This window comes from Ectothiorhodospira shaposhnikovii (assembly GCF_016584105.1).
Lineage (GTDB): Bacteria > Pseudomonadota > Gammaproteobacteria > Ectothiorhodospirales > Ectothiorhodospiraceae > Ectothiorhodospira > Ectothiorhodospira shaposhnikovii.
In genome coordinates this window covers 1-21,723 of sequence record NZ_NRSM01000004.1, presented here as the reverse complement: position 1 = coordinate 21,723, position 21,723 = coordinate 1, and the positions used below count along the sequence as shown (strand labels likewise).

General features: G+C 62.6%; 22 protein-coding genes and 2 tRNA genes. 22 read left to right on the top strand and 2 right to left on the bottom strand.

What is annotated here, in order from left to right:
• The first annotated feature begins 105 nt into the window (after nucleotides 1-105).
• From folP to CKO35_RS03155, 21 genes are all read left to right on the top strand, one after another.
• Nucleotides 106-912 (top strand): dihydropteroate synthase, encoded by an 807-nt coding sequence (gene folP, locus CKO35_RS03255; protein ID WP_200172587.1) that lies wholly within the window; start codon nucleotides 106-108, stop codon nucleotides 910-912.
• Nucleotides 913-967: 55 nt separating this feature from the next.
• On the top strand, nucleotides 968-2,320 hold the full coding sequence (glmM, locus tag CKO35_RS03250; RefSeq protein ID WP_200172585.1) for a phosphoglucosamine mutase: 1,353 nt from the start codon (nucleotides 968-970) through the stop codon (nucleotides 2,318-2,320).
• Between the two features lie 75 nt (nucleotides 2,321-2,395).
• Nucleotides 2,396-3,157 carry a triose-phosphate isomerase gene (tpiA, locus tag CKO35_RS03245; protein ID WP_200172583.1) on the top strand — a complete coding sequence of 254 codons (762 nt, stop codon included), beginning with the start codon at nucleotides 2,396-2,398 and terminating at the stop codon, nucleotides 3,155-3,157.
• A 7-nt stretch (nucleotides 3,158-3,164) separates the two neighbouring features.
• Nucleotides 3,165-3,515 carry a preprotein translocase subunit SecG gene (gene secG / locus CKO35_RS03240; protein ID WP_200172581.1) on the top strand — a complete coding sequence of 117 codons (351 nt, stop codon included), beginning with the start codon at nucleotides 3,165-3,167 and terminating at the stop codon, nucleotides 3,513-3,515.
• Between the two features lie 117 nt (nucleotides 3,516-3,632).
• Nucleotides 3,633-3,717: transfer RNA gene (locus CKO35_RS03235), tRNA-Leu, on the top strand.
• 377 nt (nucleotides 3,718-4,094) lie between these two features.
• Nucleotides 4,095-4,451 carry an NADH-quinone oxidoreductase subunit A gene (locus tag CKO35_RS03230; protein ID WP_008931995.1) on the top strand — a complete coding sequence of 119 codons (357 nt, stop codon included), beginning with the start codon at nucleotides 4,095-4,097 and terminating at the stop codon, nucleotides 4,449-4,451.
• Nucleotides 4,442-4,918, top strand: coding sequence for a NuoB/complex I 20 kDa subunit family protein (locus CKO35_RS03225; RefSeq protein ID WP_200172579.1), 477 nt, complete (start codon nucleotides 4,442-4,444; stop codon nucleotides 4,916-4,918). Before CKO35_RS03230 ends, CKO35_RS03225 begins: the two co-directional genes overlap by 10 nt.
• Nucleotides 4,919-4,945: 27 nt before the next feature.
• Nucleotides 4,946-5,671 (top strand): NADH-quinone oxidoreductase subunit C, encoded by a 726-nt coding sequence (locus CKO35_RS03220; RefSeq protein ID WP_200172577.1) that lies wholly within the window; start codon nucleotides 4,946-4,948, stop codon nucleotides 5,669-5,671.
• A complete protein-coding gene (locus CKO35_RS03215; RefSeq protein WP_200172575.1) occupies nucleotides 5,664-6,917 on the top strand; it encodes an NADH-quinone oxidoreductase subunit D in 1,254 nt (417 codons plus the stop codon). Before CKO35_RS03220 ends, CKO35_RS03215 begins: the two co-directional genes overlap by 8 nt.
• The gene (locus CKO35_RS03210) at nucleotides 6,917-7,423 is read left to right on the top strand and encodes an NADH-quinone oxidoreductase subunit NuoE family protein (RefSeq protein WP_200172573.1); all 507 of its coding nucleotides are present in this window, start codon (nucleotides 6,917-6,919) and stop codon (nucleotides 7,421-7,423) included. Before CKO35_RS03215 ends, CKO35_RS03210 begins: the two co-directional genes overlap by 1 nt.
• Before the next feature lie 6 nt (nucleotides 7,424-7,429).
• Nucleotides 7,430-8,710 carry an NADH-quinone oxidoreductase subunit NuoF gene (gene nuoF, locus CKO35_RS03205; RefSeq protein WP_200172571.1) on the top strand — a complete coding sequence of 427 codons (1,281 nt, stop codon included), beginning with the start codon at nucleotides 7,430-7,432 and terminating at the stop codon, nucleotides 8,708-8,710.
• Between the two features lie 32 nt (nucleotides 8,711-8,742).
• Complete coding sequence (nuoG, locus tag CKO35_RS03200) at nucleotides 8,743-11,127, top strand: NADH-quinone oxidoreductase subunit NuoG (RefSeq protein WP_200172569.1); 2,385 nt, start codon at nucleotides 8,743-8,745, stop codon at nucleotides 11,125-11,127.
• A gap of 28 nt (nucleotides 11,128-11,155) precedes the next feature.
• Nucleotides 11,156-12,208, top strand: coding sequence for an NADH-quinone oxidoreductase subunit NuoH (gene nuoH / locus CKO35_RS03195; RefSeq protein ID WP_420870736.1), 1,053 nt, complete (start codon nucleotides 11,156-11,158; stop codon nucleotides 12,206-12,208).
• Nucleotides 12,209-12,222: 14 nt separating this feature from the next.
• Nucleotides 12,223-12,714, top strand: a complete 492-nt coding sequence (gene nuoI, locus CKO35_RS03190) for an NADH-quinone oxidoreductase subunit NuoI (RefSeq protein WP_200172565.1) — start codon at nucleotides 12,223-12,225, stop codon at nucleotides 12,712-12,714.
• Between the two features lie 18 nt (nucleotides 12,715-12,732).
• Complete coding sequence (locus CKO35_RS03185) at nucleotides 12,733-13,326, top strand: NADH-quinone oxidoreductase subunit J (RefSeq protein WP_200172563.1); 594 nt, start codon at nucleotides 12,733-12,735, stop codon at nucleotides 13,324-13,326.
• A gap of 149 nt (nucleotides 13,327-13,475) precedes the next feature.
• Nucleotides 13,476-13,781, top strand: a complete 306-nt coding sequence (gene nuoK / locus CKO35_RS03180) for an NADH-quinone oxidoreductase subunit NuoK (protein WP_200172560.1) — start codon at nucleotides 13,476-13,478, stop codon at nucleotides 13,779-13,781.
• A 3-nt stretch (nucleotides 13,782-13,784) separates the two neighbouring features.
• Nucleotides 13,785-15,785, top strand: coding sequence for an NADH-quinone oxidoreductase subunit L (gene nuoL / locus CKO35_RS03175; protein ID WP_200172558.1), 2,001 nt, complete (start codon nucleotides 13,785-13,787; stop codon nucleotides 15,783-15,785).
• A 57-nt stretch (nucleotides 15,786-15,842) separates the two neighbouring features.
• On the top strand, nucleotides 15,843-17,357 hold the full coding sequence (locus CKO35_RS03170) for an NADH-quinone oxidoreductase subunit M (protein ID WP_200172556.1): 1,515 nt from the start codon (nucleotides 15,843-15,845) through the stop codon (nucleotides 17,355-17,357).
• 18 nt (nucleotides 17,358-17,375) lie between these two features.
• Nucleotides 17,376-18,812 carry an NADH-quinone oxidoreductase subunit NuoN gene (gene nuoN / locus CKO35_RS03165; protein WP_200172554.1) on the top strand — a complete coding sequence of 479 codons (1,437 nt, stop codon included), beginning with the start codon at nucleotides 17,376-17,378 and terminating at the stop codon, nucleotides 18,810-18,812.
• 10 nt (nucleotides 18,813-18,822) lie between these two features.
• A complete protein-coding gene (locus CKO35_RS03160) occupies nucleotides 18,823-19,149 on the top strand; it encodes a DUF2818 family protein (RefSeq protein WP_200172552.1) in 327 nt (108 codons plus the stop codon).
• Between the two features lie 67 nt (nucleotides 19,150-19,216).
• Nucleotides 19,217-19,293: transfer RNA gene (locus tag CKO35_RS03155), tRNA-Met, on the top strand.
• Between the two features lie 53 nt (nucleotides 19,294-19,346).
• On the opposite strand, the gene arsC is transcribed toward CKO35_RS03155, so the two are convergent.
• The gene (gene arsC / locus CKO35_RS03150; RefSeq protein WP_200172550.1) at nucleotides 19,347-19,778 is read right to left on the bottom strand and encodes an arsenate reductase (thioredoxin); all 432 of its coding nucleotides are present in this window, start codon (nucleotides 19,776-19,778) and stop codon (nucleotides 19,347-19,349) included.
• Nucleotides 19,779-19,979: 201 nt separating this feature from the next.
• Here arsC and CKO35_RS03145 point away from each other — a divergent pair, with 201 nt between their 5' ends.
• Nucleotides 19,980-21,272 (top strand): arsenic transporter, encoded by a 1,293-nt coding sequence (locus tag CKO35_RS03145; RefSeq protein WP_430733774.1) that lies wholly within the window; start codon nucleotides 19,980-19,982, stop codon nucleotides 21,270-21,272.
• 43 nt (nucleotides 21,273-21,315) lie between these two features.
• On the opposite strand, the gene CKO35_RS03140 is transcribed toward CKO35_RS03145, so the two are convergent.
• Nucleotides 21,316-21,501: a hypothetical protein gene (locus CKO35_RS03140; protein ID WP_200172548.1), complete on the bottom strand. Its 186-nt coding sequence runs from the start codon at nucleotides 21,499-21,501 to the stop codon at nucleotides 21,316-21,318.
• Between the last annotated feature and the right edge of the window lie 222 nt (nucleotides 21,502-21,723).

Genomic DNA, 21,723 nt, shown 5'->3' with positions numbered 1-21,723 from the left:
TGGTAGTTGGATGGCCCCATGGAGAAGCCGCCCTGTCCGGGCGGCTTCTTTGTTTTGATAACCTGATCCCCTCATGGGCCGATCCCCGGACCCTGGATGCAAGACATGTCCCATCACCCCGCGCTGCCTCAGATCATGGGCATTCTCAACGTCACCCCCGATTCATTCTCCGACGGTGGCCGTTTCCTGGCCCCGGCGCAGGCCATCGAACGGGCTCTTGCCATGGTGGATGAGGGGGCGGACATCATCGATGTGGGGGGAGAGTCCACCCGCCCCGGTTCGGCCGGCGTGTCCCTGCAGGAAGAACTGGATCGGGTGGTCCCTGTGGTCGAGGCCATTGCCTCCCGGGTGGATGTGGTGATCTCGGTGGATACCAGCAAGCCGGAAGTGATGCGCGAGGCCTGTGCCGCCGGCGCCGGCATGATCAATGATGTCTTCGCCCTGCAGGCCCCCGGCGCCCTGATGGTGGCGGCCGGGATGAAGGCGCGGGTCTGTCTGATGCACATGCAGGGGGAGCCCCGCAGCATGCAGGTGGATCCCCGTTATGACGATGTGGTGGCGGAGGTGCGGGATTTCCTTGCCGCCCGTGTGACTGCCTGTCTTGAGGCGGGTATCCCGGAGGATCGCCTGGTGCTGGATCCGGGGTTTGGTTTCGGCAAGACCCATGAGCACAATCTCGCCCTTTTCCGGCAGTTGCCGGCGCTGGCCGTGAATGGACTGCCCTTGCTGGTGGGTGTGTCCCGCAAGAGCATGATCGGTAAAATGCTCGGAGATGACCGCCCGCCCCGGGGGCGTATCATGGGCAGCGTGGCGGCGGCCTTGCTGGCAGCCCAGCGTGGCGCCCGGATTCTGCGTGTCCACGACGTGGGCGCCACCCGGGATGCCTTTCGGGTGCTGGCTGCCCTGGCATAGCCATCGACGGCGGCAGGATCACCCGGCAGACTCACTCACAGACTCAGGTACGACCATGGAAAGACAATACTTCGGTACCGACGGCATTCGCGGGCGCGTCGGACGTTATCCCATGACCCCGGATTTTGCCCTGCGTCTGGGGTGGGCCGCCGGACGGGTGCTGGCCCGGGACGGCAAGGGTCTGGTGCTCATCGGCAAGGATACCCGGGTCTCGGGTTACATGTTCGAATCCGCCATGGAGGCCGGCCTGTCTGCCGCCGGTCTGGATATTCGACTGCTCGGACCCATGCCTACGCCCGCGGTGGCCTATCTGACCCGTACCTTCCGCGCTTCGGCCGGCATCGTCATCAGCGCTTCTCACAACCCCTATTACGACAACGGCTTCAAGTTCTTTTCCAGCAACGGCAACAAGCTGCCGGATGCGGTGGAGCAGGCCATCGAGGCGGAGCTGGAAAAACCCATGGAGACGGTGGACTCCGCCGATCTGGGCAAGGTGGAGCGGATGGTGGATGCCGCCGGCCGCTATATCGAATTCTGCAAGGGCACGATTCCCACCGGCACAACCCTGCGCGGACTCCGGATCGTGGTCGACTGTGCTCACGGTGCCACCTACGCGGTGGCGCCGCACGTGTTTGAAGAGCTGGGTGCCGAAGTGATTCCCGTCGGCGTGGAGCCGGACGGATTCAATATCAATGAGGGCTGTGGTTCCCTGCACCCCAGGCAACTCCAGACCGCGGTGCTGACTCACCAGGCGGATCTGGGTATCTCCCTGGACGGGGACGGCGATCGCCTGATCCTGGTGGACGAGAAGGGGGAGGTGGTGGACGGTGACCAGGCCCTGTGCATCATTGCCCTGGCCCGGCACGCGGACGGTATCCTGCAGGGCGGGGTGGTGGGTACCTTGATGAGCAATCTGGGGCTGGAGCAGGCCCTGACCGCCCGGGGGATTCCGTTTCGGCGTGCCGCCGTGGGCGACCGTTATGTGATGGAGGCCCTGCAGTCGGAAGGCTGGTTGCTGGGCGGAGAGTCCTCCGGGCATCTGATCTGCCTGGACCGGACCAGCACCGGAGACGGGATTGTGGCGGCGCTGCAGATCCTGGAGGTCATGCTTTCCTCTGGCAGGCCCCTGTCGGCCCTGAAGGCCGTGATGGAGAAATACCCGCAGACCCTGGTGAATGTTCCCATCAATGCCGCCACATCCCGTGCCACCCTGCTGGATCACCGGGAGATCACCGCGGCGCTGCAGTCGGCCGAGGCCACCCTGGCCGGTCGCGGGCGTGTCCTGCTGCGCCCATCGGGCACCGAGCCCCTGGTGCGGGTGATGGTGGAAGGTTCCGACCTGCGCCTGGTGGGACGGATTGCCCAGGAACTGGCCGAGGTGGTGCGCCGGGCCGCCGAGACAGGATGAAATTGATTTATCCGCGCCGCGAAGGTAGGATTCCCGGCTCCATACAGCACGCAGCGCGAACTCGGGAGCAGACTCATGCGCAGGCCCCTGGTAGCCGGTAACTGGAAGTTGAATGGTTCACGCAATGCCAACCAGACCCTGGTTCAGGAACTGGTGGGTCCCGCGAGCGGGTTGGGCAGGGTGGACGTGGCGGTGTGTCCGCCCTTCGTGTATCTGGATCAGGTATCCGGATTGTGCCGGGATGGCAGTATCGCCCTAGGTGCCCAGGACGTGTCGGATCAGGACAGCGGTGCCTTCACCGGCGAGGTGTCCGGCGACATGCTGCGGGAAATGGGTTGTACCTATGTGATTGTGGGTCATTCCGAGCGCCGTACCCTGTATGGTGAGGACGATGCCTTTACCGCGCGCAAGTTTGCCGCTGCCCGCCGCCACGGTCTCACCCCCATTCTGTGCGTGGGTGAGTTGTTGGAGGAGCGCGAAGGCGGAGTCACCGAATCCGTGGTGGCACGCCAGCTGGATGCAGTCCTGGCCATGGAGGGGATTGAAGCCCTGGCGGATGCGGTGATTGCCTATGAGCCCGTCTGGGCCATTGGTACCGGCAGGACGGCCTCGCCGGAACAGGCGCAGGCAGTGCATGCCTTCATCCGTGCCAGGCTGGCGGACCGGGATCCGGTCGTGGCACGGAAGGTTCGTATCCTGTATGGCGGCAGCGTCAAAGCCGATAACGCCGCCGAGCTGTTTGCACAACCCGATATCGATGGCGGCCTGATCGGCGGCGCCTCACTCAAGGCCTCGGATTTCCTGGCAATCTGCAAGGCCGCAGAACAAGCAGGTTGAAATCGTCATGCTGTATGGCATTTTGCTCGTTATCCAGGTCATCCTGGCCATTGGACTGATCGCCCTGATCCTGTTGCAGCACGGCAAGGGTGCGGATGCCGGCGCGGCATTCGGCAGCGGGGCTTCGGCCACCGTGTTCGGGGCACGTGGTTCCGCCAACGTCCTTAGTCGTGCCACCGCTTTTACGGCCACCGCCTTTTTCGTCAACAGCCTGGCGCTGGCCTATCTGGTGGCCAACCGGCCCGAGGCGCCCAGCGTCATCGACCTGATCGATACCGCGCCCCGCGTCATTGAGCAGACGGTGGATCAGGCACCTGCCAGCGGTGCGCGTGACGTACCTGCCGATGTGCCGAATTGATTGGAAATAAAGCGAAATTCGGGGTTTACCTCGGCGCGCTTTCTGATTAGAATGCCGGACTCGGTAATCGAGCCGGCTTGACGCGGCGGATTGCCGGATGCCTCCGGCAGTCATATTGCAGATGTGGTGGAATTGGTAGACACGCCGTCTTGAGGGGGCGGTGGCGAAAGCCGTGTCGGTTCGAGTCCGACCATCTGCACCATCTTTATCCTTTCAGTCCTGATCCTGCTTCCAGAGCGGGCTGGCGGCCTTTCCTTTCCAAGTGAGCCGCACCGACTTGCCCAGTGAATCCGGGCCGTTCCCGTCAGGCAGGATTTCGTGATGGCAAACCGGCCTTTCCTACGGGCAGGCATTGCGACTTGTCAAAATAATTTGCCGTTGCATCAATGCATTAGTTTTATTGGGAGCTTGACACTTTTTTATGGGTGTCCTAGACTCGCTCGGGCCCCGGAAGCATTGGCACTTTACGTCGGCTCAAATAACTAATAAAAAGATGTGCCTGGACCTGAGTCATGGGCACACAAAACATCACCAAGTCCCGCCCCGTGCCGGTTTGCGATGGGTCGGGAGGAGAGGGAAATGCTGGAAAACTACCTGCCAATACTGGTGTTCATTGGCATCGGGCTGCTTGTCGGCGTCATTCCCCTGGCAATCGGCATGGCCGTGGGGCCACGCAAGCCTGATAGCGCCAAGGATTCGCCCTATGAATGCGGCTTCGAGGCCTTTGAAGACTCCCGCATGAAATTCGACATCAGGTTCTACCTGGTGGCCATACTCTTCATTATCTTCGATCTGGAAATCGCGTTTCTCTTCCCCTGGGCGGTGGCCCTGGACGAGATCGGCATGTTCGGCCTGCTCGCCATGGCCATGTTTCTCGGCATCCTGGTGATCGGCTTCATCTACGAGTGGAAGAAGGGGGCCTTGGAATGGGAATAGAGGGCGTCCTGGAAAAGGGCTTCGTCACCACCTCCGCGGACAAGCTCATCAACTGGGCCCGGACCGGGTCTCTCTGGCCCGTTACCTTTGGTCTGGCCTGCTGTGCCATCGAGATGATGCACGCCGGTGCCGCCCGCTATGACATGGACCGCATGGGCGTGATCTTTCGCCCCAGTCCTCGCCAGTCGGACGTCATGGTGGTGGCCGGCACCCTGTGCAACAAGATGGCGCCCGCCCTGCGCAAGGTCTACGATCAGATGGCGGAACCCCGCTGGGTCATTTCCATGGGTTCCTGTGCCAACGGGGGAGGGTACTATCACTACTCCTATTCGGTGGTGCGCGGCTGTGACCGCATCGTGCCCGTGGATGTCTACGTCCCCGGATGTCCTCCCACGGCGGAGGCCCTGCTCTACGGCATTCTGCAGCTGCAGAACAAGATCCGTCGTACTCAGACCATTGCCCGCTAGCCGGCGGCCTCCAGCCTGGACTTCACGATGAGCGAGAAACTCGACAGACTGACCGCGTGTCTGGAAGAAAAGATCAAGGGTCGAATCCGGAGCCTGCGTCAGGCCTGCGATGAACTGACCCTGGAAGTCTCCGCCGGGGACCTGCCGGGTGTTGCCGGAACTTTGCGCCGGGACCCGGAACTGGGGTTCGACATGCTGGTGGATGTCTGCGGGGTGGACTACTCCGCCTATGGAGTGACGGAATGGACCACCGAGTCCTCCACTGCCGAAGGCTTCAGCCGCGGGGTGGAGAAGTCCACCTTCGGCCGCTTCACCTTCGATGAGACACCGCCCGCTTCCGGGCGGACCGGTCCCCGTTACGCGGTTGTCTACCACCTGCTGTCACTTACTCACAATCATCGCCTGCGGATCAGGGTGTTCTGCGAGGATGACGAATTTCCCACCATGCCTTCCCTGGTGGAGGTCTGGAACAGCGCCAACTGGTTCGAGCGGGAGGCCTTCGATCTGTTCGGCATCGTCTTCAATGGTCACCCGGACCTGCGCCGCATCCTCACCGACTACGGCTTTGTCGGCCATCCCTTCCGCAAGGACTTTCCCCTGGTGGGCCATGTGGAGATGCGCTATGACCCGGAACAGCGCCGGGTGATCTACCAGCCCGTGACCATCACTCCCCGGGTCCTGGTGCCCAGGGTGATCCGCAAGGACCATCGCTACCTGGACGATGCCGCCGAGGAGAAGTCCGCCGATGCCTGAGATTCGCAATTACACGCTTAACTTCGGCCCTCAGCACCCGGCTGCCCACGGGGTGCTGAGGCTGGTGCTGGAGATGGACGGCGAGGTGGTGCAGCGTGCCGATCCCCATATCGGTCTGCTGCACCGGGGCACGGAAAAACTGGCCGAGAGCAAGCCTTACAACCAGAGCATCGGCTACATGGATCGCCTGGACTACATGTCCATGATGGTCAACGAGCACGGCTACGTGAAGGCGATCGAGCGCCTGATGGGGATTGAGCCGCCGCTGCGCGCCCAGTACATCCGGGTCATGTTTGACGAGATCACGCGGATCCTGAACCATCTGCTGTGGCTGGGCACCCACGCCCTGGATGTGGGCGCCATGACCATGTTCCTGTACTGTTTCCGCGAGCGCGAGGACCTGATCGACTGCTACGAAGCGGTCAGCGGTTCCCGCATGCATGCCACCTACTATCGTCCCGGCGGTGTCCACCGGGATCTGCCCGGTACCATGGCCCAATATGAGCCTTCCCGCTGGAAGAGCGCGGCGGACGTGAAGCGTCTTAACGAGAGTCGCTCCGGCTCCCTGCTGGATTTCATTGAGGATTTCACCCGCCGTTTTCCGGCCTGCGTGGACGAGTATGAGACCCTGCTCACTGATAACCGCATCTGGAAGCAGCGCACCGTGGGGATCGGCGTGGTCAGCCCGGAGCGTGCCCGGCAGATGGGCCTGACCGGTCCGATGCTGCGCGGCTCGGGAGTGGCCTGGGATCTGCGCAAGAAACAGCCTTATGCCGTCTATGACCGCATGGATTTCGATATCCCGGTGGGGGTCAACGGAGACAGCTACGACCGCTATCTGGTCCGGATTGAGGAGATGCGCCAGTCCAACCGCATCATTCGTCAGTGCGTGGACTGGCTCAAGGCCAACCCAGGCCCGGTGATGATCGACGACCACAAGGTCGCGCCGCCGCCGCGGGAGGAAATGAAGGCGGACATGGAGTCCCTGATTCATCACTTCAAGCTTTTCACCGAAGGTTACTGCGTGCCCGAGGGCGAGGTGTATTCGGCGGTGGAGCATCCCAAGGGGGAATTTGCGGTGTATCTGATCTCCGACGGGGCCAACAAGCCCTACCGGGTCAAGGTCCGGCCGCCGGGGTTCGTCCATCTGTCGGCCCTGGACGAGATGTCCCGGGGTCATATGCTCGCCGACGTGGTCACCCTGATCGGCAGCCTGGATATCGTGTTCGGGGAGATTGACCGCTGATGTCAGCCAAGCAGACCAAGGGGAAGGCCAGCCTGCTCAATGCGCATCTGCGCGAGGAGATCGATCAGTGGTTGGCCCGCTATCCGGAAGACCGGCGCCGCTCGGCGGTGCTGGGGGCCTTGCGGGCCGTCCAACATGAGCAGGGGCATCTGAGCACCGAGATGATGGATGCGGTGGCCGAGTACATCGGCATGCCGGAGATCGCCGTCTACGAGGTGGCCAGCTTCTACTCCATGTTCGAGCTGGAGCCGGTGGGGCGTCACAGTATCTCCGTGTGCACCAATGTCTCTTGCATGCTGCGCGGCGCCGACAAGATCCTCGAACACGTGGAAAACAAGCTGGGTATCAAGCTGGGGGAGTCCACGCCTGACGGCCGTTTCTTCCTCAAAAAGGAAGAAGAGTGCCTGGCGGGTTGCTGCGGCGCTCCCATGATGCAGGTGAACCACGTCTATCACGAGCATCTCACCCCCGAGAAGGTGGATGAGATCCTGGACAAGCTGGAGTAGACGCCCATGACCAACCGCATCTGCTTCATCACCCGCCAGTTCGATGAACCCTGGACCTATGAGAACTACCTCAAGGTGGGCGGGTACAAGGCCCTGGAAAAGATCGTCGCCGGGAAGATGACCCCGGACCAGGTCATCGAAGAGGTGAAGAAATCCAATCTGCGGGGCCGCGGCGGAGCCGGGTTCCCCGCGGGTCTCAAGTGGAGCTTCATGCCGCGCACGGCGCCGGGCCAGAAGTACGTGGTGTGCAACTCGGACGAATCCGAGCCGGGCACCTGCAAGGACCGGGACATCCTGCGCTTCAATCCCCACGCCCTGGTGGAAGGCATGATCATCGCCGGTTATTCCATCGGCGCCACCGTCGGCTACAACTACATGCGCGGCGAGTTCATGGACGAGCCCTATCAGCGCTTCAGCCAGGCGGTGAAGGAGGCCTATGACCACGGCTGGCTGGGGCGGAACATCAAGGGCAGCGGCATTGATTTCGACCTGTATCCCACCCTGGGTGCCGGCGCCTACATCTGCGGCGAGGAAACCGCCCTGCTGGAGTCTCTGGAAGGCAAGAAGGGCATGCCTCGGTTCAAGCCGCCGTTTCCGGCCAACTTCGGTCTCTACGGCCGGCCCACCACCATCAATAACACCGAGACCCTGTCCTCGGTACCCGCCATCATCCGCGAAGGCGGCGAGTGGTTCGCCGGTCTGGGGGTGGAGCGCGCCGGTGGCGAAAAGCTATTCTCGGTTTCCGGCCATGTGGAACGCCCCGGCAACTATGAGGTACCCATGGGCACCCCGTTTGCCGACCTGCTGGCCATGGCCGGCGGGGTCTGGAAGGGGCGCAAGCTCAAGGCAGTGATCCCCGGAGGTTCCTCGGTGCCGGTGGTGCCGGGGGATCTCATGATGACCGCCACCATGGACTACGACGGCGTGACCAAAGTGGGCTCCATGCTGGGTTCCGGCGCCGTCATCGTCATGGATGAGACCACCGACATGGTCAAGGTGCTGCAGCGCATCTCCCGCTTCTATTTCGCCGAGTCCTGCGGCCAGTGCACGCCCTGCCGCGAAGGCACGGGCTGGCTCTACCGCATGGTCACTCGCATCGTGGAAGGACAGGGCCGCATGGAGGATCTGGCGCGGTTGGACGAGGTGGCTGCCAAGATCGAGGGACGCACCATCTGCGCCCTGGGCGATGCCGCCGCCATGCCGGTGCGCAGTTTTGTGAAGCACTTCAGACACGAGTTCGAACACTACATTCAGCACGGTCGCAGCCTGGTGGCGGACGCGGCCTGACGGGTGCGGAACGGGGCAACGGGAAGTGAAGCATGAGTGACGATCTGGTCAACTTCGAGGTCAACGGCATCCCCCTGCAGGCCAGGAAGGGGAGCATGTTGATCGCCGCGACGGATGCCGCCGGTATCCGTATCCCGCGTTTCTGCTACCACGAGAAGCTGTCGGTGGCGGCCAACTGCCGCATGTGCCTGGTGGAGGTGGAGCGGGCGCCCAAGCCCATGCCGGCCTGCGCCACCCCGGTGGCCGAGGGCATGAAGGTCTACACCCGGTCGCCCAAGGCCCTGGCCGCCCAGAAGGCGGTGATGGAATTCCTGCTCATCAACCACCCCCTGGACTGCCCGGTCTGTGACCAGGGCGGGGAATGCGAGCTGCAGGATGTCTCCATGGGCTATGGCGAGGACCTGTCCCGCTACAGTGAGACCAAGCGCGTGGTCAGGGACAAGGACATCGGTCCCCTGATCGCCACCGAGATGACCCGCTGCATTCACTGCACCCGCTGTGTGCGTTTCGGCGAGGAAATCGCCGGCATGCGGGAACTGGGGGCCACCGGACGTGGCGAGCGGGTGGAGATCGGGACCTTTGTCCAGCGTACCGTGGTGTCGGAACTTTCGGGCAATGTCATCGACCTGTGTCCGGTGGGGGCGTTGACCGCCAAGCCGTCCCGTTTCACCTACCGGGCCTGGGAACTGATTCAGCACCCCACCGTGTCTCCCCATGACTGCGTGGGTTCCAACCTGTTCCTGCACACCTACAATGGTCAGGCCAAGCGGGTGGTGCCCCGTCGCAATGACGGCGTGAACGAAACCTGGATCGCGGACCGCGACCGCTTCAGCTATGCCGGACTGCAGTCGGAAGATCGTCTCACCACACCCATGATCCGCGAACGGGGAGAGTGGGTGAATACCGACTGGGAAACGGCCATGACCCGCGTCATCGAGGGGTTGCGGGCGCAGCCGGCCGCCGAGTGCGGCGCCCTGCTGTCTCCCCAGTCCAGTCTGGAAGAATTCTATCTGGCCCAGCAATGGCTGCGGGGCATGGGGATCCAGTCCCTGGATCATCGTCTGCGGCAGACGGACTTCTCGGATCAGGATCAGGCACCTCTGTTCCCCTATCTGGGCAGCAGCCTGGAGGATCTGGAGGAGACCGGCGGTCTGCTGCTGGTGGGGGGCAACGTCCGCAAGGAACAACCCATGCTGGCCCATCGCCTGCGCAAGGCGGCCCTCAAGGGGCGGCCGGTGATGGCCATCAATCCCCGGGATTTCGGTTTCCACTTCCCCCTGACTCATCAGCGGGTCACCGATCCTCACGGCATGCTCACGGCCCTGGCCGGGGTGCTCCAGGCGGCCCTGGCCGGGGCGGGACAATCCGTGCCGGCCGCCTTGGCCGACGTGCTCAAGACCGTCAAGCCCGATGCCGTCGATACGGCCATGGCCGGTGTTCTGGCCCAGGCCGGGGCGCGGGGGCAGGTGCTGTTGGGCAGTCAGGCCATGCACCATCCCCGGTTTGCCCTGCTGCGCGCCCTGGCGGGCGCCCTGTGCGATGTGACCGGTGCCCGCATGGGGTATCTGCCCGAAGGCGGCAATACCGCCGGTGCCTGGCTGGCGGGTGCGGTGCCTCACCGGGGCGCTGCCGGGGCAGCCCTGCAGACGGAAGGACGACATGTTCAAAGCCTGCTGGCCGACGGCATCAAGGCCTGTGTGCTGCTGAACGTGGAACCGGAACTGGATTGCGACAACCCCGCCCAGGCCCTGCAGGCCCTGCAGGGGGCGGAATTCGTGGTGGCCATGACGCCGTTCGTCACCGAGACCCTGCGCCGCCATGCCCATGTGCTGCTACCCATCGCCACCTTTGCCGAGACTTCCGGTACCTGGGTCAATGGGGAAGGCCGCTGGCAGAGCGTGCCCGGTGCCGCCACCCCGCCGGGGGACACCCGTCCCGCCTGGAAGGTGCTGCGGGTACTGGGCAACATGAGCGATCTGGCCGGGTTTGAATACCTGTCCTCGGAAGAGGTGAGGGACGAACTCAAGGCCCGTCTGGCTGAGGCCGACGTCACCGGTTTCGATAACCGGGTTTCCCTGGAGGGCCGTACCCTGGCCATGCCGCCCAGACCGGCCGGACTGCAGCGGGTTTCCGCCACCGCCATGTATGGGGTGGACAGTCTGGTGCGCCGATCCCTGCCCCTGCAGCAGACGCCGGAGGCCCGGGACCGGGCGGCCCGCCTGTGTGAGGCCGAGGCCCGTGGTCAGGATCTGCTCGGGGTGGAGGAAGTGGTGGTGCGTCAGGGCAAGCTGACCGCCCGCATGAGGCTGATGATCGACGATTCGGTACCCGCCGGCTGTGTCTGGCTGCCGGGTGGCATCACGGAAACAAGCACCCTCGGCCCCGCATTCGGGCCGGTGGAATTGCACAAGGTTTAAAGGTCGGGGTCCGAGCATGCAGCAAGCCATGATGGAATTCTGGGACGGGTTGCCCGTGATCGTGCAGATCGTGACCAAGATCATGATGATCGTGGGCCCCCTGTTGCTGGTGGTAGCCTATACCACCTTGGCCGAGCGCAAGGTGATCGGCTATATGCAGGTACGGGTGGGTCCGAACCGGGTGGGGCCCAGAGGCCTGTTGCAGCCCATCGCCGACTCCCTCAAGCTGCTGCTCAAGGAAGTCATCATTCCCAGCAACTCGGACAAGTACCTGTTCCTGATTGCGCCGATACTGGCCATCGCCCCGGCCCTGGCGGTATGGGCGGTGATCCCCTTCGATGACGGCATGGTGCTGGCGGATATCAACGCCGGTCTGCTGTATCTACTGGCACTGAGTTCGGTGGGTGTCTACGGCATCATCATTGCCGGCTGGGCCTCCAACTCCCGCTACGCCCTGCTGGGGGGGATGCGATCCGCCGCCCAGATCGTGTCCTACGAGATCGCCATGGGGTTCGCCCTGGTGGGCGTGGTGATGGCCGCCGGCAGTCTGAATCTGGGCGAGATCGTCATGTCCCAGCAGGGCAGTGTCTATCACTGGTTCCTGCTGCCCCTGTTCCCCCTGTTCCTGGTCTACCTGATCTCCGGGGTGGCGGAGACCAACCGCGCGCCCTTCGACGTGGCGGAAGGGGAGTCGGAGATCGTTGCCGGTTTCCATGTGGAATACTCCGGCATGGCCTTCGCCATCTTCTTCCTGGCCGAATACGCCAACATGATCCTGATTTCGGCGCTGACCGCCCTGCTGTTCCTGGGTGGCTGGCTGTCGCCCTTCGAGGGTATCCTGCCCGAGAGCGCCTTTGCCCTGCCACTGATCGGCTGGCTGCTGGACAGCGGTATCCACTGGCTGCTGATCAAGACAGCCTTCTTCCTGTTCTGTTTCCTCTGGTTCCGCGCCACCTTCCCGCGCTACCGCTATGACCACATCATGCGGCTGGGCTGGAAGGTGCTGATTCCCGTGACCATCGTGTGGCTGTTTGTCCTGGGCGTGGCCTTTGCCCTGGGCATCGGTCCCTGGTTCGCGTAAGGGAGGCTTTCATCATGAGCACGGCGATTCGCCAGTTCTTCAAGACCTTCCTGCTGTGGGAGTTGCTGCTGGGCATGAAGCTCACCGGCCGGCACTTCTTTGCCCGCAAGATCACCGTCCAGTATCCGGACGAGACCACGCCGATTTCTCCCCGTTTCCGCGGTCTGCATGCCCTGCGCCGCTATCCCAACGGGGAAGAACGCTGCATCGCCTGCAAGCTGTGCGAGGCGGTGTGTCCGGCACTGGCCATCACCATCGAGTCGGAGCAGCGGGATGACGGTACCCGTCGCACCACCCGTTACGACATCGATCTGTTCAAGTGCATCTTTTGTGGCTTCTGCGAGGAGGCCTGCCCGGTGGATTCCATCGTCGAGACCCACATCATGCACTACCACTTCGAAAACCGAGGGGAGCAGATCATGACCAAGGACAAGCTGCTGGCCATCGGTGATAAGTACGAGACGCAGATTGCCGCCGCCCGAGCCGTCGATGCGCCCTACCGCTGATCAGGGGGACTGCCTGTCATGAGTTTCGAACAGTTTCTGTTCTACTTCTTCTCCACCATCCTGGTGGCTTCGGCCGTGGCCATGATCACGGTGCGCAATCCGGTGCATGCCGCCCTGTTCCTGGTGCTGGCCTTCTTCACCAGTGCCGCCCACTGGATCATGCTGGAGGCGGAGTTCCTCGGTATCCTGCTGGTGCTGGTGTATGTGGGGGCGGTGATGGTGCTGTTCCTGTTCGTGGTCATGATGCTGGACATCAATGTGGCCCGGGTCAGGGAGGGCTTTGTCAGGCTGCTGCCGGTGGGACTGGTGGTGGCCGTGGGCATGATGGTGGTGATGGCCATGGTGGTGGGAGCCAGGGTGTTCCAGCTGGAATCTCCCGGGCGTGCCGATGCGGACTACAGTAACACCGAGGCCATCGGTCAGTTGCTGTATACCGAGTATGTGTATCCCTTCGAGATTGCCGCCGTGATACTGCTGGTGGCCATCATCGCGGCCATCGTGCTGACGCTGCGGCGCCGGCCCGACAGCCGCTACATGGATCCGGCGGAACAGATCAAGGTTCAGCGCAAGGACCGCGTGCGCCTGATCAAGATGGAAGCGGAAAAGAAGTAGCGTCACATGGGCCGATGGACCCTGAACCTTTCCGTCCTGACCGGCTCGGCATGGCGGGCGGGTTCCTGGACTGAATCTACAGGGCTGAACGAAAACACCCAAGCGGGCGCCGTGGCGAGACCTGCGCTGGGCCAAAAACGGGACCAAGCATGATTCCTCTGTCGCATTACCTCATCCTTGGGGCGATCCTGTTCGCGCTGAGCGTCACCGGGATCTTCCTGAACAGGAAAAACCTGATCCTCCTGCTCATGTGCATTGAACTCATGTTGCTGGCGGTGAACATGAACTTCGTCGCCTTTTCCCATTACCTGGGGGATCTGGCGGGGCAGATCTTCGTGTTCTTCATCCTCACCGTGGCAGCGGCGGAGGCGGCCATCGGCCTGGCCATCCTGGTGCTGGTGTTCCGTAATCGACAGACCATCAACGTCCAGGATCTGGACGAGATGAAGGGGTAGGGCATGGATACTATCTATCTGCTCATCGTACTCGCCCCCCTGTTCGGGGCCATCGCCGCCGGTCTGTTCGGCCGGCAGCTCGGGCGGACCTGGGCGCATACCGCCACCATCGCCGGGGTGGCCGTCTCCTTCCTGCTCTCGCTGGTGGTGTTCTGGCAGCATGTGATCGGCGGGGCCGAGGTCTACAACGAGACCGTCTACACCTGGCTGGTGAGTGACGGCATCCGCTTCGAGGTGGGGTTTTTGATCGATAACCTCACTGCTCTGATGATGCTGGTGGTGACCTTCCTCTCCCTGATGGTGCACATCTACACCATCGGCTACATGCATGAGGACCCGGGCTATCAGCGCTTCTTTGCCCTGATTTCCCTGTTCACCTTCTCCATGCTGATGCTGGTGATGGCCAACAACTTCATGCAGCTGTTCTTCGGCTGGGAGGCCGTGGGCCTGGTGTCCTACCTGCTCATCGGTTTCTGGTTCAAGCGGCCCACCGCCATCTACGCCAACCTCAAGGCCTTCATCGTCAACCGGGTGGGGGACTTTGCCTTCGTGCTCGGGATTGCCGCCATCGTCTTCTACACCGGCAGCCTGGACTACGCCACCGTCTTCGGTCAGGCCGAAGGCATGTCCCATGCCGGTATCACCGTCCTGCCGGGTACTGAATGGTCCCTGCTGACCGTGGCCTGCATCCTGCTGTTCATCGGTGCCATGGCCAAGTCGGCCCAGGTGCCCCTGCATGTGTGGCTGCCCGACTCCATGGAAGGCCCAACCCCCATCTCGGCCCTGATCCACGCCGCCACCATGGTGACGGCGGGGATCTTCATGGTGGCGCGCATGTCGCCCCTGTACGAATTCTCCGTCACCGCCTTGAGTTTTGTGCTCATCATCGGTGCCGTCACCGCCTTCTTCATGGGGCTGGTGGGTCTGGTGCAGAACGACATCAAGCGGGTGGTGGCCTATTCCACCCTGTCCCAGCTGGGTTACATGACGGTGGCCCTGGGTGCCTCCGCCTATGCGGCGGGCATCTTCCACCTGATGACCCATGCCTTCTTCAAGGCCCTTCTGTTCCTGGCCGCCGGTTCGGTGATCATGGCCATGCATCATGAGCAGGACATCCGTCGCATGGGCGGGCTGCGCAAGTACATGCCCATCACCTATGCCACCGCCCTGATCGGGTCCCTGGCCCTGATCGGTTTCCCGGGTCTGGCCGGTTTCTTCTCCAAGGACGGCATCATCGAGGCCGTGTCCCTGTCGGAGATCCCGGGGGCGGGTATCGCCTATGTGCTGGTGCTGCTGGGGGTATTCGTCACCGCCCTGTACACCTTCCGCATGTTCTTCCTGGTATTCCATGGCGAGGAACGTTTCCGCCATGCGGCACCCGGCACCGACCACGATCATGGGCATGATCATGCCGGCCATGGCCACGGCCTCAAGGGCGACCCGAAGGAGTCTCCCTGGGTGGTGACCGTGCCCCTGATCCTGCTGGCGATCCCCTCGGTGCTGGCGGGTTATTTCGTCGGTCCCATGTTGTTCGGTGATTTCTTCTCCGGCGTGATCCATGTGGATGAGACCCGGGATGTGCTGGCTCGCCTGGGCGAGGGCTACACCGGGGTCATGGGCTACATCACCCACGGCCTGGCGATGCCGCCCTTCTGGCTGGCCATGGCGGGTCTGGCCACGGCCTGGTATGTGTACATGAAGCGTCCGGAACTGGCCGACGAAGCGCGTCAGCGTGCTCCGTGGGCCTATGACCTGCTCACCCGGAGCTACGGCTTCGACCGGTTCAATGATGTGGTATTCGCCAGGGGAACCCAACGCCTGGGACAGTGGTTGTGGCGCTTTGGTGACACGTTGGTGATCGATACGACCATCGTCAACGGCAGTGCCAGGGCGGTGGGCTGGTTGTCCCGGCAGGTGCGTCATGTGCAGACGGGCTACGTGTATCACTACGCCTTCGCCATGATCATCGGTCTGCTGGTGCTCATCATGGCGTTCGCCTTCTAGCGTGGTTGTGCTGGGTGCAACGACAGGATCAACGCAGGATTCCACTGGGAAGAAATAATGTTCGCTGACTGGCCACTGCTCTCTCTTGTGATATGGACGCCGATACTCGGCGGCCTGATCGTCCTGACCATGGGTGACCGGATGCCCGAGGCATCCCGGCGCGTGGGCCTGGCCTTCGCGGTGCTGACCTTCCTGGTGAGCATCCCGCTGTTTACCCAGTTCGACCGCGGCACCCACGAGATGCAATTCGTGGAGATGATCCCCTGGATCAGCACCTTCAACATCCATTACCACCTGGGCGTGGACGGGATCTCCATGCCGTTGATCCTGCTCACCACCTTCACCACGGTGCTGGTGGTCATCGCCGCCTGGGAGGCGATCCAGTACCGGGTATCCCAGTATCTGGCGGCCTTCCTGGTCATGGAGGGCCTGATGATCGGGGTCTTCTCGGCCCTGGACGCAGTGCTGTTCTACGTCTTCTTCGAGGCCATGCTGATCCCCATGTTCCTAGTGATCGGCATCTGGGGCGGTCCCAACCGGATCTACGCCACCCTCAAGTTCTTCCTCTACACCTTCCTGGGCTCGGTATTCCTGCTCATCGGCCTGATCTACCTGTATACCCAGTCCGGCAGCTTCGCCATCCTGGATTTCCACCATCTGCCCCTGGGCATGACCGCCCAGACGCTGATCTTCCTGGGGATGCTGCTGGCCTTCGGGGTGAAGATTCCCATGTTCCCGGTCCATACCTGGTTGCCGGATGCCCACGTGGAGGCACCCACCGGGGGGTCGGTGATCCTGGCGGCGATCATGCTCAAGATCGGCGGCTACGGCTTTCTGCGCTTTTCCCTGCCGATCGCCCCGGACGCGGCCATGGCCCTGGACTGGCTGATGGTGACCCTGTCCCTGATCGCCGTGGTCTACATCGGCCTGGTGGCCCTGATGCAGCAGGACATGAAAAAGCTGATTGCCTATTCGTCCATCGCCCACATGGGCTTCGTGACCCTGGGTTTCTTCATCGTCTTCATGATCTTCAACAACACCGGCTCCTGGCAGGGGGCCGCCCTGGGGATCAGCGGCGGCATGGTGCAGATGATCTCCCACGGCCTGATCTCCGCGGCCATGTTCCTCTGCGTGGGCGTGCTCTATGACCGCATGCACAGCCGCCGGATCGCCGATTACGGCGGTGTGGCCAACACCATGCCCTGGTTCGCCGCCTTCTTCGTGCTGTTCGCCATGGCCAACACGGGACTGCCGGGTACCTCGGGCTTCGTGGGCGAGTTCATGGTGATCCTGGCCGCCTTCCGCGCCGACTTCTGGATTGCCCTGCTGGCCGCCACCACCCTGATCCTGGCCGCGGCCTATACCCTGTGGCTGGTGAAGCGGGTGGTCTACGGCGAGGTGGCCAATGACAACGTGGCCAAACTGACGGATGTGAACCGGCGTGAGTTCTGGGTGCTGGGCGTGCTGGCCTTTGCCGTGCTCCTTCTGGGGGTCTGGCCGGCGCCCCTGCTGGATGTGCTGGACGCCACCGTGGACAACCTGGTGCGGCATATCGCCGTTTCCAAGCTCTAAGCTCTCCTGGATGCCGATATGACCTTTGAGATTCCGGACTTCATCCCCGTCATTCCCGAGCTCTTCCTGCTGGGCATGGGCTGCTTCATCCTGGTGGCGGATCTGTTCATCCCCCAGGCCCGGCGTGACATCACCTACGGACTGGCTCAGTTCTCTCTGTTGGGCGCCCTGCTGCTGACCCTGTGGCTGGCGGCGCCGGAGGTACGGATCACCATGTCCGGTACCTTCGTGGCCGATCCTATGTCGGATCTGCTCAAGTCGGTGGTGTTGCTGATTTCGGCGGTGGTCTTCCTCTATGCGCGGCCCTACCTGATGAGCCGGGATCTGTACCAGGGTGAGTTCTATGTCCTGGGGCTGTTCGGGGTGCTGGGGATGATGGTGATGATCTCGGCCAACAGCCTGCTCACCCTCTATCTCGGGCTTGAGCTACTGTCCCTGTGCCTCTATGCCATGGTGGCCTTCAATCGGGATTCCACCCAGGCGGCCGAGTCCGCCATGAAGTACTTCGTGCTGGGGTCGATTGCCTCGGGCGTACTGCTCTACGGCATGTCCATGCTCTACGGCATCACGGGTACCCTGGACATCGCCGGTGTGACCGCGGGCATCCTGACGGCCTCTGGTGAATTCAACATGGCCCTGGTGTTCGCCCTGGCCTTCGTGGTGGTGGCCCTGGCGTTCAAGCTGGGGGCGGTGCCCTTCCACATGTGGCTGCCGGATGTGTACCACGGCGCGCCCACACCGGTGACTCTGTTTATCGGCACGGCGCCCAAGATCGCCGCTCTGGCCATCATCATGCGCCTACTGGTGGATGGCCTTGGGCCGCTGCACGCGGACTGGCAAGGCATGCTGCTGATCCTGGCGGTGCTTTCCCTGGCGGTGGGCAACGTGGTGGCCATCGCCCAGACCAACATCAAGCGCATGTTCGCCTATTCCACCATTTCCCACGTCGGGTTCGTGCTGCTGGCCGTCATGGCCGGGACGACGGAGGGGAATGCGGCGGCCCTGTTCTATGTGATCGCCTATGCCCTGATGGCAGCCGGCGGCTTCGGCATGGTGCTGTATCTGTCCCGCCAGGGCTTCGAGGCGGACAACATCCAGGATTTCCGCGGCCTGAATGAACGCAGTCCCTGGTTTGCCTTCATCATGTTGCTGCTGATGGCTTCCATGGCAGGCCTGCCGCCTACCCTGGGTTTCTATGCCAAGCTGGCGGTGCTGCAGGCGGTGGTGCAGGTGGACTTCGTCTGGATAGCCGTGTTCGCCGTCCTGATGTCGGTGATCGGTGCCTTCTACTACCTGCGCATCATCAAGTTCATGTACTTCGACAAGCCGGAGGATCGGACCGAACTGTCCCGGGGCATGGATTTCAACGTGGTGCTGTCGGTCAACGGTCTGCTGATGCTGGGTCTGGGGATCTTCCCCGGCATCCTGATGTCGCTGACTGCAGCGGTCCGGTAGGGGAGGGGGTATGGATCTTTTGCAGGTTACCGTGTGGCTCTATCTTCTCATCGCCCTGGCGGCAGCCAACCTGCCGTGGCTCAATGAACGGGTCCTGTTCGTTCTGACGCCACGGGGCGATGCCAAACCGGCCTTCATGCGCTTTCTGGAATGGGGTATACTCTACGCCCTGGTGGTGGCCATCGGCCTTGGGCTGGAGCGTCTGGTCACCGGCACGATCCATACCCAGGGCTGGCAGTTCTATGCCATCACCCTGTCCATGTTTGCCGTGTTTGCCATGCCCGGATTCATCTATCGACATGATCTGCGCCGACACCTGGTCCACCGTGGTGCATGAGTTGCAAAAAAGTTGGATGAAACCCTTGTATTATCCGGGCAAGATCGGTAGTATACATATCTTCAGTTGCGGGGTGGAGCAGTCTGGCAGCTCGTCGGGCTCATAACCCGAAGGTCGCAGGTTCGAATCCTGCCCCCGCTACCACATTCGAAGTACAAAAAACCCGCGTCGGTCATCCCGGCGCGGGTTTTTTCGTTTCAGCGCTTCAGATCTGCCAGCAGGGTGCTCACCCGCGCCCGGATCTCGTCCCGTATCTGCCTGAAGGCCAGGTTGATCTCTTCCTCGGTGCCGGTGGCCTTGGCCGGGTCCGTCAGGGGCCAGTGCAGGCGCCGTGTGCCCGGAGGCAGCAGGGGGCAATGTTCATCCGCGTGCCCACAGACCGTCACCACCAGATCCGCCTCCACCAGCATGGCATCGGTGACGCGGGTGGATTCCTGGCCGCTGATGTCGATCCCCAGTTCCGCCATGGCCAGGATGGCCCGGGGGTTCTTGCCGTGGGCCTCGATCCCCGCCGACTGGATCCGGAAGGCGTCGCCTCCCAGATGACGGGCAAAGCCTTCAGCCATCTGGGAACGGCAGGAGTTGCCGGTGCAGAGGAACAGGATGCTGGGATTATTTGATGAAGTCATGGGGCTGTGCCTTGGTGGGTGAATAGATATTTGTTCTTGCGAATATGCGGTATGGACTATATCTTATCTCTCATGACTAATGAATGACCCGGCATAGTGCATGCTGGCAATCTTCACCCTGGTGCACAGCGCTTCCATGCCGAAGGCCATGGCGAGGTGCGGCAGTGGCTGTCTGACTGAACCCGACCACAGGACATATCCATGTTGTTGACCGCCCTGACGATCTTCATCGTCACCATCACCTTCGTCATCTGGCAGCCCAAGGGGCTTGGCATCGGCTGGAGCGCCCTGGGCGGCGCGGCCCTGGCCCTGGCCACGGGAGTGGTGCAGTTCTCCGACGTGCCCATCGTGGTGGACATCGTCTGGAACGCCACGCTCACCTTCGTATTCATCATCATCATCTCCCTGATCCTGGATGAGGCCGGATTCTTTGAATGGGCGGCCCTGCACGTGGCTCGCTGGGGCAAGGGGAGCGGCCTGCGCCTGTACGCGTTCATCATCCTGCTGGGCGCCGCAGTGGCCGCCATGTTTGCCAACGACGGCGCCGCCCTCATGCTCACCCCCATCGTGCTGGAGATGCTCCTGGCCCTGGGCTTCACCGCCGGGGCGGCCTTTGCCTTCGTCATCGCCGCAGGCTTCATCGCCGACACCGCCAGTCTGCCTCTGGTCACCTCCAACCTGGTGAACATCGTCTCGGCGGATTTCTTCGGTATCAACTTCCGCGAATACGCCGCCGTGATGATGGTGGTGAACGCCGTCTCGGTGACCGCCTCGCTGGGTATCCTGTACCTGTTCTTCCGCAAACAGATCCCCCGCACCTACAGCCTCGACGGTCTGCGCAGGCCCGAACAGGCCATCAAGGACCCGGCCGTATTCAAGGCGGGCTGGGTGGTGTTGGCCCTGCTGCTGTTCTGCTTTCTGGTGATCGAGCCCATGGGCGTGCCCATCTCCGCCATGGTGGGGCTGGGTGCCGCCATCCTGCTGGCGGTGGCCGCCCGGGGACATGTGATTTCCACCCGCCGGGTCTTCGTCAGCGCCCCCTGGCAGATCGTGATTTTCTCCGTGGGCATGTATCTGGTGGTCTACGGCCTGCGCAATGCCGGGTTGACGGCGGACATCGCCATCGCTCTGAACTGGATCGGTCAGTATGGGGTGACGGCGGCGGCGGTGGGTACCGGCTTCATCGCCGCCTTCTTCTCCTCCATCATGAACAACATGCCCGGGGTGATGGTGGTGGCCCTGTCCATCGACGAGGCCAACGTCACCGGCGTGGTCAAGGAGGCGATGATCTATGCCAACATCATCGGTTCGGACCTGGGGCCGAAGATCACCCCCATCGGCAGCCTGGCCACCTTGTTGTGGCTGCATGTGCTGGCGCGGCGCGGCATCAAGATCACCTGGGGACAGTATTTCAGGATCGGCATCCTGATCACGCCGCCGGTGCTGCTGGTCACGCTGCTGGCCCTGGCCGGGTGGCTGTCGCTGATCCGCTGAGCGGGTACCGCCGCTCGGTGGTGGGGGCGCCACGATACACCGCCTACAGTGCCGCCAGTGCCCAGGCCCAGACGGCCAGAAAGAGCACAAGACTCAGGGTGATCCACACTGTTTGGGTCAACAGTCCCAGATAGAACAGCGTCATGCCACCGGTGAGTCCGGCCCAGGCTGGCACATAGCGGAACCAGGGAATTTCGGTGCCGTTCATCCAGTGGGGATAGGTGGTCATGAGAAATCCGAAGACTATCGTCAGCATCAGCTGGATCATGCGGGGCAGGAATACCAGCCGGTGAGGGGCGACACTGTAATGCTTCTAGGTCTGTCTTGGGAGGGTGGCTCGGGGCGCACCCTGGGAGTGGTCATACTGCACCGGACCAATAACTCTCAAGACCCACTCTGGCCCGCGGAAGAATGGCGTTTGCTGAAGGCCTGTCTGTTACAGGTGAGCATC